Origin of the sequence: Pelagibius sp., assembly GCF_028289705.1 — a bacterium.
GTDB lineage: Bacteria > Pseudomonadota > Alphaproteobacteria > Kiloniellales > Kiloniellaceae > Pelagibius.
Window position 1 is genome coordinate 63,629 of sequence record NZ_JANQOI010000056.1, and the last position, 14,165, is coordinate 77,793.

The 14,165-nt window shown below is 65.8% G+C and carries 13 protein-coding genes; all 13 read right to left on the minus strand.

Annotation, left to right across the window (positions count from 1 at the left end):
• Positions 1 to 8: 8 nt before the first annotated feature.
• The 13 genes from Q0996_RS06975 to eno all read right to left on the minus strand — a co-directional run bounded on the left by Q0996_RS06975 (position 9) and on the right by eno (position 14,003).
• Complete coding sequence (locus tag Q0996_RS06975) at positions 9 to 1,553, minus strand: pentapeptide repeat-containing protein (RefSeq protein ID WP_299617078.1); 1,545 nt, start codon at positions 1,551 to 1,553, stop codon at positions 9 to 11.
• Between the two features lie 104 nt (positions 1,554 to 1,657).
• A complete protein-coding gene (gene thrS, locus Q0996_RS06980) occupies positions 1,658 to 2,863 on the minus strand; it encodes a threonine--tRNA ligase (protein ID WP_299617079.1) in 1,206 nt (401 codons plus the stop codon).
• A gap of 398 nt (positions 2,864 to 3,261) precedes the next feature.
• Complete coding sequence (locus Q0996_RS06985) at positions 3,262 to 3,603, minus strand: hypothetical protein (protein ID WP_299617080.1); 342 nt, start codon at positions 3,601 to 3,603, stop codon at positions 3,262 to 3,264.
• 184 nt (positions 3,604 to 3,787) lie between these two features.
• The gene (locus Q0996_RS06990) at positions 3,788 to 4,276 is read right to left on the minus strand and encodes a type II toxin-antitoxin system RatA family toxin (RefSeq protein WP_322096653.1); all 489 of its coding nucleotides are present in this window, start codon (positions 4,274 to 4,276) and stop codon (positions 3,788 to 3,790) included.
• 47 nt (positions 4,277 to 4,323) lie between these two features.
• Positions 4,324 to 5,283: a lipoyl synthase gene (gene lipA / locus Q0996_RS06995; RefSeq protein WP_299617082.1), complete on the minus strand. Its 960-nt coding sequence runs from the start codon at positions 5,281 to 5,283 to the stop codon at positions 4,324 to 4,326.
• Positions 5,284 to 5,307: 24 nt separating this feature from the next.
• Complete coding sequence (gene lpdA, locus Q0996_RS07000; protein WP_299617083.1) at positions 5,308 to 6,711, minus strand: dihydrolipoyl dehydrogenase; 1,404 nt, start codon at positions 6,709 to 6,711, stop codon at positions 5,308 to 5,310.
• 236 nt (positions 6,712 to 6,947) lie between these two features.
• Positions 6,948 to 7,607, minus strand: a complete 660-nt coding sequence (locus tag Q0996_RS07005) for a hypothetical protein (protein ID WP_299617084.1) — start codon at positions 7,605 to 7,607, stop codon at positions 6,948 to 6,950.
• Positions 7,608 to 7,643: 36 nt separating this feature from the next.
• Positions 7,644 to 8,981: a pyruvate dehydrogenase complex dihydrolipoamide acetyltransferase gene (locus Q0996_RS07010; protein WP_299617085.1), complete on the minus strand. Its 1,338-nt coding sequence runs from the start codon at positions 8,979 to 8,981 to the stop codon at positions 7,644 to 7,646.
• 26 nt (positions 8,982 to 9,007) lie between these two features.
• Complete coding sequence (locus Q0996_RS07015; RefSeq protein ID WP_299617086.1) at positions 9,008 to 10,387, minus strand: pyruvate dehydrogenase complex E1 component subunit beta; 1,380 nt, start codon at positions 10,385 to 10,387, stop codon at positions 9,008 to 9,010.
• 72 nt (positions 10,388 to 10,459) lie between these two features.
• The gene (pdhA, locus tag Q0996_RS07020) at positions 10,460 to 11,494 is read right to left on the minus strand and encodes a pyruvate dehydrogenase (acetyl-transferring) E1 component subunit alpha (protein ID WP_299617087.1); all 1,035 of its coding nucleotides are present in this window, start codon (positions 11,492 to 11,494) and stop codon (positions 10,460 to 10,462) included.
• 178 nt (positions 11,495 to 11,672) lie between these two features.
• Positions 11,673 to 12,011: a septum formation initiator family protein gene (locus tag Q0996_RS07025; protein WP_299617088.1), complete on the minus strand. Its 339-nt coding sequence runs from the start codon at positions 12,009 to 12,011 to the stop codon at positions 11,673 to 11,675.
• Between the two features lie 135 nt (positions 12,012 to 12,146).
• Positions 12,147 to 12,704 carry a carboxymuconolactone decarboxylase family protein gene (locus Q0996_RS07030; protein ID WP_299617089.1) on the minus strand — a complete coding sequence of 186 codons (558 nt, stop codon included), beginning with the start codon at positions 12,702 to 12,704 and terminating at the stop codon, positions 12,147 to 12,149.
• Between the two features lie 21 nt (positions 12,705 to 12,725).
• The gene (gene eno / locus Q0996_RS07035; RefSeq protein ID WP_299617090.1) at positions 12,726 to 14,003 is read right to left on the minus strand and encodes a phosphopyruvate hydratase; all 1,278 of its coding nucleotides are present in this window, start codon (positions 14,001 to 14,003) and stop codon (positions 12,726 to 12,728) included.
• Positions 14,004 to 14,165: the final 162 nt, after the last annotated feature.

Sequence of the window (14,165 nt, forward strand, 5' to 3'; positions counted from 1 at the left end):
GGACGGCCTCACTTGATCTTGAAGTGGTTCCGGATGCCCAGCAGAAAGAGAAAGATCAGCACAGCGGAGATGACATTCTGCAGGTGCCCCATAAGAACCACGAAATTCGGGATGCGAGGGGCAGCATTTGATGCCTGGCCGCTAGCCGATGAAGAACTCGTCTCTATCCGTTCTGACCCGTAAAGGCAGACATAGTTCTGTCTGAGCTTCTCCCGCGAAGTCTGCCCGACGAACAGAAGCGCATTGCGGATCGAGAGATCGAAGGCCGCTGTGACTGCATTGTCTTTGGAGCTACGGCACAAGAGATCTTGCGGCGGCTCAACGGAAGGAAAGACTGCAGCCATCGATACAACTGTGGTTGAGGCATCGTGGGTCTTCAGAAAGTCATGCTGGCTCAAATAGACGCCCGCAAAGAGCACCAGTGAAACGCCCCACCAAACCAGCGGCCGAAGAAGCGAACGACCGAAATCGGAGAGCCACTGATAGAGAACGCCAAACCAGAACGCCGCACTCCAGGGCTTGTCCGCGTGCCAGCGGCGTGCCAGAAGCTCGCCCTTGAAGAAGATCTGTTCGTGCTCGTGGTCGTGTCCTTGGATCGCAAGTCGCTTCAGTGCTCGCCATCGCGCCGGAAGATCAGGATTGCCCTTGAAGCCGTCTTTGGCCTCGGCCCAGGTTCGAGGCCGGAAAGACTTGGTTGCGATACTGATGTCGTCACAACGCAGAGCCTCCGAAAAATGCGCTTGGACGAAATCCGGCACCACTTGGAACGTTGCGCCAGCAAGGGAAAATGCAGTCGTTGTCTCAATGGCGTTAAAGTCCGCGCTTCGCAGAAATCGAGACTGGGAGTAGTCCGTGGCGCCAAAGAAGCCACATTGGCGGAACCACGCCGGCCCATTGAAGTTCACGCGTCGAAACCGCACACCACGCGTGAATGCTGCTTGGCTAAACTTCGCCTGCCCCTCGAAAGTCGCTTCTTGAAACGCAGCCAACTCGCTAAAGGTTGCTTGCACAAACTCTGCATCCCCCTCGAAATTCACCGCCGCGAACGCTGAGTTCCTCTCGAAAACCGCTTCATGAAACCCCGCACGCGACACGAACAGTGCGTGCTCGAACAATGCTGCGCCGCCGAATTTCGCTTTCTGAAACCACGCTCCGCGCTTGAAAGTTGCTTGGCCAAATCCCGCATAGCCCTTGAAAACTGCCAGCCCAAACCTCGCCTGGTCCTCGAAGGTCACTCCTTGGAAATCCACCTCGTCCTCAAAGCGCACCTGCCCAAACTCAGCGGTACCTCCAAAAGTTGCTCCATGAAAGGAAGTGGAGCCCGGAAAGACGAAGCTGGCAAAGTCGGCATCTTCCTCGAAGACCTGATCTGAAAAGTCTGCAGTGGATTCGTCCCACCAGGTTTGCGAAGCCACGGTTGACCCGCCGGCGTCGTCCGCAAACCATTGGCCACGGTCCATCAATGCCTTGCGCTGGGCAAACTTCCGGTGAGCCCAAGCATTCCAAACTTCGCGGCCTTGGTTGAAGAGAGCGATGCTCTCCTCGCGGTTCATGTGACGATGCCCCTTGCTACTGTTCCCGCAACGCGAGCATAACATGATGGCGCGAATGGCAGAGCGGTGTGGTCCTCATTGGGCTCAAACGGCAGCTCAAGCCGTTACGGGGCCGCCTCCTTCTCAAAGTGGACCACCAACTCCTCCCTCGGAATCTTCAGCGGCCCGCCTTCTTCTCTTCGCAGCGCGGCTGTGCCGTTGGCGACCTCCTGCGCCCCCACCGCGAGGAACGCCGGGATGCCGAGCTGGCGGGCGTCGTGGACTTTTTTGGCCAGGCGTTCCTGGCGAACGTCGGCGACGGCGCGGAGGCCGGCGGCCTTGAGCTCGGCGACGAGCGCTTCGGCGTCGTTCGCCTGCTCGGGGCCGATGGAGGCGACCGCCACCTGGTCCGGGGCGAGCCAGAAAGGGAGCTTGCCGGCGTGGTGCTCCAGGAGCACGCCCATGAAACGCTCGATGCTGCCGAGCACGGCCTGGTGCAGCATCACCGGGCGCCGGCGGCTGCCGTCTGAAGCCGCGAAGACGGCGTCGAGACGCTCCGGCAGCACCAGGTCCACCTGGATGGTGCCGCATTGCCAGGAGCGGCCCTTGCGGTCGCGCAGCACGAACTCCAGCTTGGGGCCGTAGAAGGCGCCCTCGCCCGGCTGCAGCACGAACTTCAGGCCGGCCGCCGTGGCGGCGACCGCCAGCATGTCCTCGGCGCGGTCCCAGACCGCATCCTCCCCGGCGCGTTCCGCGGGCCGGGTGGAGAGGCCGACGGCGACGTCATCGAAGCCGAAGCGGGCGTAGACCGCCTGCAGCAGGCGGCAGAAGTTCGCCACCTCCTCCTCCACCTGTTCCTCCAGACAGAAGATGTGGGCGTCGTCCTGCACGAAGGCGCGGGTGCGCATCAGACCCAGCAGAGCGCCGGAGGGCTCGTTGCGCATACAGGCGCCGAACTCGGCCAAGCGCAGCGGCAGGTCCCGAAAGGAGCGCAGCCGGCTCTTGAAGATCTGCACGTGGCCGGGGCAGCTCATGGGCTTCAGGGCGAGCTGCCGGGCGCCGTCGTCGTTGTCGGCGCCGACCTCGAAGACGAACATCTCCTTGGAGAACTTCTGCCAGTGGCCGCTGGCCTCCCAGAGGGATCGATCCAGCAGTTGCGGTGTGCGCACCTCGGCGAAGCCGGCCGCGCGCATGCGCCGGCGGATCTCCCCCTCGATGAGCTGATAGACGGCAAAGCCGCGGGGATGCCAGAAGATCATCCCCTGGCCCTCTTCCTGCTGGTGGAAGAGGTCCATGCGCCGGGCGATCACCCGGTGGTCCTGGTCTTCCATGGTCTGCTCCTTTCGCGTTGGCGAAAGGCCCTGCCGGGAGGGACGGAGACCGAAACAATAAAAAACAAAAGCCCCGTCCGGTTCGGCGGGGCCCCTCGGGTCTTCTATAGTGCTGAGATCAGCGCAACAGAACCCCGCGCGGCCCGCCGCAGCGGGTCGTCATGGTGGTGGTCACAGTGATGCCAGCGAAGGTGCTCATGGGCAGAGAGATACCCGATCCCACGGCAAAGGCCAAGGGCTGTTACCCGGCGGAAACCAGTTAGGGTGCTGCCTCACGCCTCCTTCCCTGTCACCCTCGGGCTTGTCCCGAGGGTCCACTTCTCCCCGAGACCAGGTTGGGCCCACCATGGATACTCGGGACAAGCCCGAGTATGACAGTCTTAGTTGGTTGGGAGGGCTCAAGAAGGTTCGCGCAGCGGGGTCGAAAGGCGGAGGGCGACCGTCCGCCTGTCCGCGCCGTAGAAGCCGGAGGCCGGTGGCGGAACGCCGGCCCAGATCAGGGCGAGGAGAGAGGCCGCAGCGACGAGCAAACGCCACCACAGCCCCTTGGGCCGCAGCGGCGCCTGGAAGTCGGCCATGAGGTCCAGGGCCCTGTCGGCCATGGGTGCCGGCACCTGCACCGCGACGCCGCCACAGGCGTGGGTCCAGTGCCAGTGCACCCTGACCGTATGCCAGAAATGGGCAAGGGCCCAGATGCCGTGCGACCGGAGAAACGCCACCGCCAGAACCGCATCGGCCATGCCGTAGGCCCAACCGACGGTGACGAGATCCGGGTCCTTGCTGCTGATCGTCCTGCTCCGCAGACCTTTGGAATCAACTCAGCCGGCTATCGTGCCAGGCGCTCCTGGCGGTCACGATAGCCGGATGCGATGCACGCGTCGATAGAAAGAAGGCGGTCCGCTTTGCCGTACGGAGCCGCCTGCCTCAGGGCCGGCCGCCGCTGCTTTTGGCGAGGGAGGAGGCTTCGGCCTGGAGGCCATTTTCGCCGTGGAGGGCGCGGGCGCGGGTCTCGAAAGCGGCGACCATGCGGCGCACGGCTTCGTGGAACAGCGCCTCGATGACCTTCTGCAGCAGCTTGGAGCGGAACTCGAAGTCGACGTAGAAGTCGATCAGGCAGCCCTCCGGGTGCTCCTCGAAGACCCAGTGGTTCTCCAGGTACTTGAAGGGTCCTTCCGCGTAGGTCACGTCGATGCGCCGGCCGCTGCGGTCGGGCACCACGCGGCTGGAGAAGCGCTCGCGGAACATTTTGAAGCCGATGATCAGGTCGGCGACGATCAGGTCCTCGCGCCGGGTCTTGATGCGCGCGCCCAGGCACCAGGGCAGAAACTCGGGATAGCGCTCGATGTCGATGACGAGATCGTAGAGCTGCCCCGGGGTATAGGGCAGCACGCGCTTTTCCTTATGGATTGGCATAGGCGGAAGATTAACCGGGGCGGATCTGCCGGACCACTGACCGGGGGCTAACCCGCGGCGGCCAGCTTCGCCTCGCGGGCGGCGCGCAGCCGCGCGAAGTCTTCGCCGGCGTGATAGGAGGAGCGGGTCAGGGGCGTCGCCGAGACCATGAGGAAGCCCTTGCCGTAGGCCATGGTCTCATACTGCTTGAATTCCTCCGGCGTCACGAAGCGGTCGACCACATGGTGCTTGGGGGTGGGCTGCAGGTACTGGCCGATGGTGAGGAAGTCGACATCGGCCGAGCGCAGGTCGTCCATCACCTGCAGCACCTCTTCCTTGGTCTCGCCGAGGCCCACCATGATGCCGGACTTGGTGAAGATCGTCGGGTCCTGGCGCTTGACCTCGTCGAGCAGCCGAAGGGAGTGGAAGTAGCGGGCGCCGGGGCGGACCTCGGTGTAGAGCCGCGGCACGGTCTCCAGGTTGTGGTTGAAGACGTCGGGCCTGGCCTTCACCACCACCTCGATCGCGCCCTCCTTGCGCAGGAAGTCTGGCGTCAGGATCTCGATGGTGGTCTCCGGCGAGGCGTCGCGGGTCGCACCGATCACCTGGGCGAAGTGCTCGGCGCCGCCGTCGTCCAGGTCGTCGCGGTCCACCGAGGTGATAACCACGTGCTTCAGGCCCAGCTTGGCCACCGCCTGGGCGACGTTGGTGGGCTCGAAGGGATCGAGGGCGCCGGGCTTGCCGGTGGAGACATTGCAGAAGGTGCAGGCGCGGGTGCAGATCTCCCCCATGATCATCATGGTGGCGTGGCGCTGGGCCCAGCACTCCCCGATGTTGGGGCAGGCCGCCTCCTCGCAGACCGTGTGCAGGTTGTGATCGCGCACGATCTGGCGGGTCGCCTGGTACTCCTTGGAGACCGGCGCCTTCACCCGGATCCAGGCCGGCTTGCGCTTCACCTCCTGGTCCGGCTTGTGGGCCTTCTCCGGATGGCGGACCCGTGGGGTCTCTGTGGTTGCGTCGCTGCTCATGGTCCTGCGTCTCTGGGAACTCTATTACATGTGGATGACGCGGTCATAGGCGTCAAGCACCGACTCGTGCATCATCTCGGAGAGGGTGGGATGCGGGAAGACGGTGTGCATCAGCTCCGCCTCCGTGGTCTCCAGCCCCATGGCCACGACGTAGCCCTGGATCAGCTCGGTCACCTCGGCCCCCACCATATGGGCGCCCAACAGCTGGCCGGTCTTGGCGTCGAAGACGGTCTTAACCATACCTTCGGGCTCGCCGAGGGCGATGGCTTTGCCGTTGCCGATGAAGGGGAAGCGCCCGACGCGGACCTCGTGGCCCGCCTCCTTGGCCCGCCTCTCGGTGAGGCCGACGCTGGCGACCTGCGGGCTGCAGTAGGTGCAGCCGGGGATCTGCTCCTTTTTCATGGGGTGGACGTCGTTGAGGCCGGCGATCTTCTCGACGCAGATCACGCCCTCGTGCTCGGCCTTGTGGGCCAGCATGGGCGGGCCGGCCACATCGCCGATGGCGTAGATGCCCGGCTCCGCCGTGCGGCCGTAGTCGTCGGCGACGATGCAGCCGCGGTCGGTCTTCACCTTCGTCGTCTCCAGGCCGATGTCTTCGATGTTGCCCTGCACGCCGACGGCGGAGATCACCCGGTCGACGGTGATCTCGGAGGTCTTGCCGGCCTTGTCCTCGATGGTCGCGGTGACGCTGTTGGCGTTCTTCTTCGCCGCGGTCACCTTGGCCTCGGTCATGATCTTGATGCCCTGCTTTTCGAACTGCTTGCGGGCGTGCTTGGAAATCTCCTCGTCCTCCACCGGCATCACCTGCGGCATGACCTCGACCACGGTCACCTCGGCGCCCATGGAGCGGAAGAAGGAGGCGAACTCGATCCCGATGGCCCCGGAGCCGATGACCAGCAGGCTCTTGGGCATGGTCTCCGGCACCATGGCCTCGAAGTAGGTCCAGATCAGCTTCTTGTCCGGTTCGATGCCCGGCAGGGCGCGGGGCCGCGCGCCGGTGGCGAGGATGACGTGCGGGGCGGTTAGGTCGGTCACCTTTTTGCCGTCCTTGGAGACGGTGAGCTTCCCAGGACCGTTCAGCTTCGCCTCCCCGTCGAAGACCGTCACCTTGTTGTTCTTCAACAGATGGGCGACGCCGCCGTTGAGCTGCTTGGAGACGGCGCGGGAACGCTGCACCACCTTGGCGAGGTCGAAGCCGACGCCGCTGGCCGAAAGCCCGTAGGCATCGGCGTGCTGCATGTAGTGGTAGATCTCCGCCGAGCGCAGCAGTGCCTTGGTCGGGATGCAGCCCCAGTTCAGGCAGATGCCGCCCAGGTGCTCGCGTTCCACGACGGCGACCTTCATCTTCAACTGCGCGGCGCGGATCGCCGCCACATAGCCGCCGGGCCCGCCGCCGACGACAATCAGATCGAACTTCGTATCAGCCACAGAAGGTCTCCTCTTTGCCGGCAGGCGTCACCAACTCACACGCCGCTTGCCGTAACCGCACCCGCGGGACCACTCTCCCACTGTCACCCTCGGGCTTGACCCGAGGGTCCATGGCACTGCCCCGCGCCAAGCCTCTCCCATGGATCCTCGCAACAGGTGCGAGGATGACATTCGAGGGAAGTGAGACGTTCGTGCGCAGTCCAATTCCAGTTCGATAGATCATAACTTCCCGGGGATCATCCCGGCGGATTCCAGATGTCGGGGCCGGGCGCGCGCCCGGTGAAGAGATGGATGATCAGGGGCACGACAGCGTTCTTGCCGTCGCTGGTCTGAACCTTCGACAGCAGGCCGGCCTGGGCCTCGAAGAAGGCGCGGAAGGGTGCGATGGACTGCATCAGGTCGAAACGCCAGGTGCCCCCCTCTTCCCTGAAGTGCACGGACACCGGGATCGGCGAGCCCTTCAGCTTGGAAAGCTCCGCCCGGGCACGGTCGCCGTTGACGACGAAAGGCTCCGCCGAGAGTTTATCCACCTCGTCCAGGTCGAAGGCCTGTTGGCTGACGGCAAAGGCGACGAGGTCGTCCTTGGCCATGGCGCGGAGCTGGTCCGCGGGCATATTGTGCCGGAGCATCAGGACCGCGATCTGGTCGAACAGCGGCAGCACGCGTAGCTCCTCTTCCCGCAGGGTGAGCGCCCGGTCGAGTGTCTCGCCAAGAAACGCGTGGGTGTCGGAGGCGGTCAGGCGGGAAGCTGTGGGCCCGTCCCCAGCCATGAGCGCCTGCTTGTAGGCATCGAAGCTCTCGCGCACCGCCGCAGGCTCAGCCTGCCCCATGGCCGGCACCGCGCAGAGCAGCGTCAGGACGAAACCGAGAGTCCTCCACAGAGGAAGCGTCCGCATGGCTGGGCTGCCTTTCCTGGTTGGGCGATCCGGCCGCTACAGCAGCATGGTCAGCGGATCTTCGATCAGCTTCTTGAACACCGAGAGGAACTCGGCGCCGACGGCGCCGTCGACGACGCGGTGATCCACCGAGAGGGTGCAGCTCATCACCGTGGCGATGGAGAGCGCGCCCTCTTTCACCACCGGGCGCTGCTCGCCGGCGCCGACCGCCAGGATGCAGCCCTGGGGCGGGTTGATGACGGCGGAGAACTCCTTGATGCCGAACATGCCGAGGTTGGAGACCGAGAAGGTGCCGCCCTGATACTCCTCCGGCTTCAGTTTGCCGTCGCGGGCGCGCAGGGCGAGATCCTTCATCTCGTTGGAGATCGCCGCCAGCCCCTTGGTCTCCGCCGCCTTGATGATTGGCGTGATGAGGCCCGCGGGCGTGGCCACCGCCACCGAGACGTCGGCATGCGCGTAGTAGAGCAGGCCGGAGTCGTCGTAGGAGGCATTGGCCGCCGGCACCTTCTGAAGCGCCAGGGCCACGGCGCGGATGACGAAATCGTTCACCGAGATCTTGTAGGCGTCGGAGCGGCCGTTCAGCTCCTTACGCACCTTCAGCAGCTCGGCGACTTCGCAGTCGACGGTTAGATAGAAGTGCGGGACCTGCTGCTTGGACTCGGTGAGGCGCTTGGCGATGGTCTTGCGCATGCCGCTGAGCGGCTCCTGCGTGTAAGCCATGCCCAGCAGGTCGGCCATCTGCTTGGCGCCCGGACCGCTGGGCGCCGGGGCCGCGGCAGGCGCGGCTGCGGCAACTGGGGCCGCTGCCGGTGCTGCAACAGCAGGGGCGCCGGCGGGCGCCGCCTCGACGTCGGCCTTGACGATGCGGCCATGGGGGCCGCTGCCCTTGAGGCTGCCGAGGTCTATTCCCTTGTCCTTGGCGATGCGGCGCGCCAGCGGGCTGGCAAAGACACGGGCCCCGGCGGGCGCCGCCATCGAACTGCTGATTCGATTGGCCCCCTCCTGGAGTTCGCCGTTGGCGGAACTGATGCGGTTCGCACCGCGTCCCGTCTCTTCAGATCCGGGCGCTTCCGCGGGTGCGGGGGCCGCGGTCGGCGCAGCCGGGGCTTCGCTGATGGCCGAGGCGTCCTCGCCGTCTTCCAGGACCACGGCGATGACCTGGTTCACCGGCACCGCCTCGGTGCCTTCGGGCACGAAGATCTTACCGAGGGTGCCCTCGTCGACGGCCTCGACCTCCATGGTCGCCTTGTCGGTCTCGATCTCGGCAATCACGTCGCCGGAGGCGATCTCGTCGCCCTCCTTCACCAGCCACTTGGCCAGCGTGCCTTCGGTCATGGTCGGCGAGAGCGCCGGCATCAGAATGTTGATCGGCATGATCTCAGGTCCCCTCTTCCGCCGGCCTAACTGCGGTAGCAGACGTCTTTGGCACCGGCGGCGATATCGCTTGCCTGCGGCAACGCCAGGGCTTCCAGGTTGGCGGCATAGGGCATCGGCACGTCGACGCCGCAGATGCGCTTCACCGGCGCGTCGAGCCAGTCGAAAGCCTGTTCCATGATCACCGCGGCGACCTCCGAGCCGATGCCGGAATAGCCCCAGCCTTCCTCACAGTTCACCAGCCGGTTGGTCTTCTGCACCGAGGCGACGATGGTCTCGGTGTCCAGGGGCCGGAGGCTGCGCAGGTCGATGACCTCGGCGTCGATGCCCTCCGCCGCCAGGCCCTCGGCGGCTTCCAGGGCCTTGCCCACCATGATGGAAAAGGCGGTGATGGTGACGTCCTTGCCGGGGCGCACGACCTTCGCCTTGCCGATGGGCACGGTCCAGTCGGGGCTGTCCGGCACCTCGAAGCTCTGGCCGTAGAGGATCTCGTTCTCCAGGAAGATCACCGGGTTGTCGTCGCGGATCGCCGATTTCAGCAGTCCCTTGGCATCGGCCGCCGAGTAGGGCGAGACCACCTTCAGGCCCGGGATATGGGCATACCAGGAGGCGTAACACTGGGAGTGCTGGGCCGCGACCCGCGCCGCCGCCCCGTTGGGCCCGCGGAAGACGATGGGCGAGGTGATCTGTCCACCGGACATGTAGTGGGTCTTGGCGGCGGAGTTGATGATCTGATCGACCGCCTGCATGGCGAAGTTGAAGGTCATGAACTCGACGATGGGGCGGAGGCCGTACATCGCCGCGCCGACGCCGAGACCGGCGAAGCCGTGCTCGGTGATCGGCGTATCGACCACCCGCTTGGCGCCGAACTCGTCCAACAGGCCCTGGCTGACCTTGTAGGCGCCCTGGTATTCGGCGACCTCCTCGCCCATCAGGAAGACCCGGGGCTCGGCACGCATCTCCTCGGCCATGGCATCGCGCAGCGCCTCGCGCACGGTCTGGGTGACCGTGGCGCCGGTCCACTCCGGCTCGGCCGCCACCGGAGCCGCCATCGGTGCGGCGGCCGGCGCCGCGGGGGCCGAAGCCGGAGCTTCTGCCGCCGGGGCCGGCTGCGGAGCCGCAGGCGGTGCGGCCGGCGCGGTGCTGATGGCGGAAGCGTCCTCGCCGTCTTCCAGCAGGACGGCGATCACCTGGTTGACCGGCACCTCCTCGGTGCCCTCGGCCACCATGATCTTGCCGAGAATACCTTCGTCGACCGCCTCGACCTCCATGGTCGCCTTGTCGGTTTCGATCTCGGCCAGCACGTCGCCGGAGGAGACGTCATCCCCCTCCTGCTTCAGCCATTTGGCCAGCTTGCCTTCGGTCATGGTTGGCGACAGCGCCGGCATCAACACTTCGATTGGCATATCCCCTCCGGGAGTTGGGCACGGCGGGGCCCGCCGGCGGCCGTTCTGCCGCCGCGGCACCCCCACCGGCTGTCAAGCGTCGACGTAGACGTCGGTGAGAAGCTCGGACGGATCCGGCTCCGGACTGGTCTGGGCGAAGTCCGCCGCCTCGGAGACGATGGCCTTCACCTCCTTGTCCAGCGCCTTCAGGTGATCTTCGTCCATGACCCCGCGTTCGGTCATGATGCCGCGCAGCCGCTCGATGGGATCGCGCTCCTGGCGGACTTTCTGCACCTCTTCCTTGGAGCGGTACTTGGCCGGGTCCGACATGGAGTGGCCGCGGTAGCGGTAGGTCAGCATTTCCATGATGTAAGGGCCCTTGCCGGCGCGCGCGTGGGCCAGCGCCTTCTCCGCCGCCTCGCGCACCGCCAGCACGTCCATGCCGTCCACCTGCATGCCGGGAATGCCATAGGCCTGGCCGCGGTTGTAGAGCTCGGTGCTCTTGGCCGAGGAGCGCTCGATGGAGGTGCCCATGCCGTACTTGTTGTTCTCGATCACGTAGACCACCGGCAGCGACCAGAGCGCGGCCATGTTGAAGGACTCATAGACCTGGCCCTGGTTGAGGGCGCCGTCGCCGAGATAGGTCAGGGAGACCGCGTCCTCCTCCAGATAGCGGTGGGCGAAGGCCAGGCCGGTGCCGATGGGCACCTGGGCGCCGACGATGCCGTGGCCGCCGTAGAAGCGCTCTTCATGGCTGAACATGTGCATGGAGCCGCCCTTGCCCTTGGAGTAGCCGCCGCTGCGGCCGGTCAGCTCCGCCATCACGCCCCCGGGGTCCATGCCGCAGGCCAGCATGTGGGCGTGGTCGCGGTAGGAGGTCAGCACCGTGTCCAGCGGGCCCATGGCCGCCTGCACCCCCACCACCACGGCCTCCTGGCCGATGTAGAGATGGCAGAAGCCGCCGATCAGGCCCATGCCGTACATCTGGCCCGCCTTCTCTTCGAAGCGGCGGATCAGCAGCATGTCGCGATAGTATTGCTGGAGTTCCTCGACGGAGGCCTTGATCGGCGCCGCGGCGGCCTTGCGTTTCCCGCCCGCCCGCGCGGCCGTCGATTTGGTGCTTGCCATAGGGGACTCCCTGCTCTGCGCGAAGGGTTCGAGGCGACTGAGTTCAGCCCGAAGGCGCGCAGCTTACCGCAGCCGAGAATGCGATGCAATCTTGGTTAATGCTTTGAATCGTATTGCAAATTTGTGAATTAATAACAAATAAGTTAAATCGACGAACGCCGAGGTTTCTTAGTCGCTATCACGGTTCCCGCGGGCGCCGCAGTTCCGGGGGCAGAAGGATCATGTGATCGGTCTCTGCCCCGTAGTTCAGGATCGCCTGCGCGCGCTCCTCCAGGAGGTCGGGGTCCAGAGCATCGCCGCGCAGGTGGGCGACCCTGGTTTCCAGCCGGTCGCGCTGTTCGCCCAGCCGCTCCGCCGTCGCCAGCGCCTGGGCCCGCTCCTGCTTGAGGACCAGCCAGGCATAGAAGCCACGGTCCCCGTTCATGGCGTGGTAGGCGAAGTAGGCGACCATGCAGGCGGCAAGCACCTGGGGTGCCGCCTGACGCGCGCGGTTCCTGATCTCTCTGAAAAGCCGCATGCGGGCACCGAATCACAAGGCGATTCGCCCGGTCAAGGGAAAAAGAGTCAAGGATTCCAAATAGATTCAGCGAGGGGTCAAACCGCGCCCGGCGTTCGCGCTTTGGACTCCTTTTGGACTCATCCGCCCCTGACCTCACCCACCCCGGGCGAGGCCCAGCAGATCCTTCAGGCCCGCATAACCGCCGCGGCCCAGGCGTTCGCCGGCGAGGGTGAAGTAATCGGTATCCGCTTCGATGCCCAGTCCCTCGACGTAGCGGTTCATGAAGTTGAACAGGCAGCAGACGGCGACGGCATCGTGGAGGGCCTGTTCCTCCCAGCCGGTGGCGAACACCGCATCGGCGTCGGCGCGGCTGAGGCTGGTGGGCGCCTGGGTCAGCTTGCGGACGTAAGAGATCAGCGGCTGCAGCTTCGGCTCAGTCCCGGCCGCCTCGCCTTGCTCCGCGAGCCGCGCGACGCTGCCCGGCGCCACACCCAGGTATTCCGCCGTCGCGGTGTGGACCCCCGCGCAGTAGCGGCAGCCGTTAAGGGTCGAAACGACGGCCGCGATTAGCTCCCGCTCCGCCGGAGAGAGGGGCGAGGCGCCGCGCATCAGCGCCTCGTGGTAGTCCAGCAGGGGCTCGACGGTGGCCGGAAAGGCCTTGAAGACGTTCAGCAGAACCGGATTGCGCTCCAGAGAGGGCAGAAAGGCCATCGTCGTCCTCCCCTCGCCCGGCTAGCCGCGCAGCACCGAGCGGCCGGCATAGACGGCGGCGGTGCCCAGTTCCTCCTCGATGCGGATGAGCTGGTTGTACTTGGCCAGGCGGTCGGAGCGGGAGAGCGATCCGGTCTTGATCTGGCCGCAGTTGGTGGCCACCGCCAGGTCGGCGATGGTGGCGTCCTCGGTCTCGCCGGAGCGGTGCGACATCACCGCCGTGTAGCCCGCCTTGTGGGCGGTCTCGACCGCTTCGAGGGTTTCCGAGAGCGTGCCGATCTGGTTGACCTTCACCAGGATGGAATTAGCCACACCCCGGGCGATGCCGTCGCGCAGGCGCCGCGGATTGGTGACGAAGAGGTCGTCGCCCACCAATTGAACCCGCTCGCCAAGGGCATCGCTCAGCAGCTTCCAGCCCTCCCAGTCGTCCTCGCTCATGCCGTCTTCGATGGAGAGGATCGGATAGCGGTCGCAGAGCGCCTTCAGATAGTCGACCATGGCGCCGGGCTCCAGGCTCTTGCCCTCGCCTTCCAGTTCGTACTTGCCGGCCTTGAAGTACTCGGTGGAGGCGCAGTCCAGCGCCAGCATCACGTCGTCGCCCAACTGGTAGCCCGCCGCCTCGGTGGCCCGCGCGACGAAGCCGAGTGCCTCGTCGGTGGAGGCCAGATTCGGGGCGAAGCCGCCCTCGTCGCCGACGTTGGTGTTGTGGCCGGCATCCTTCAGCCCCTTGCGCAGGGCGTGGAAGATCTCGGAGCCCATACGCACCGCTTCGGCCAGGCTCTCGGCGCCCACCGGCATGATCATGAATTCCTGGATGTCGATGGGATTGTCGGCGTGAGCGCCGCCGTTGATGATGTTCATCATGGGGACCGGCAGGGTGCGCGCGTAGCTGCCGCCGACGTAGCGGTAGAGCGGCAGGCCGGCCTCTTCCGCCGCCGCCTTGGCGACGGCCAGGGAAACGCCGAGGATAGCGTTGGCGCCCAGGCGGCCCTTGTTCTCGGTGTCGTCCAGATCGATCATCATCTGGTCGATGTGCACCTGGTCGTCGGCATCCAGCCCGGAGAGCACGTCGAAGAGCTCATGGTTGACCGCCTCGATCGCCGCCAGCACGCCCTTGCCGCCGTAGCGTCCGCCCTCGCCGTCGCGCAGCTCGACGGCTTCATGGGCCCCGGTGGAGGCGCCGGAGGGCACGGCGGCGCGGCCGAAGGCCCCGCTTTCGAGCGTTACATCGACCTCGACGGTCGGATTGCCGCGCGAGTCCAAGATCTCCCGCGCATGGATATCGATGATTGCAGTCATGGCCCTCTCGCCGGTTTTCGGTCGCTCACCCTGGAGCCGCGGGGGCCGGCCCGAACCCGGCCGGTCCGTCCTTGCGGCTGAGGTGCTGCTCGTTGAACGAAGCTGTGATCGACGGCCCTCGTGAGGAGGGGCGCGCGGACTAGGCTATAGGCGAGCCCGGGC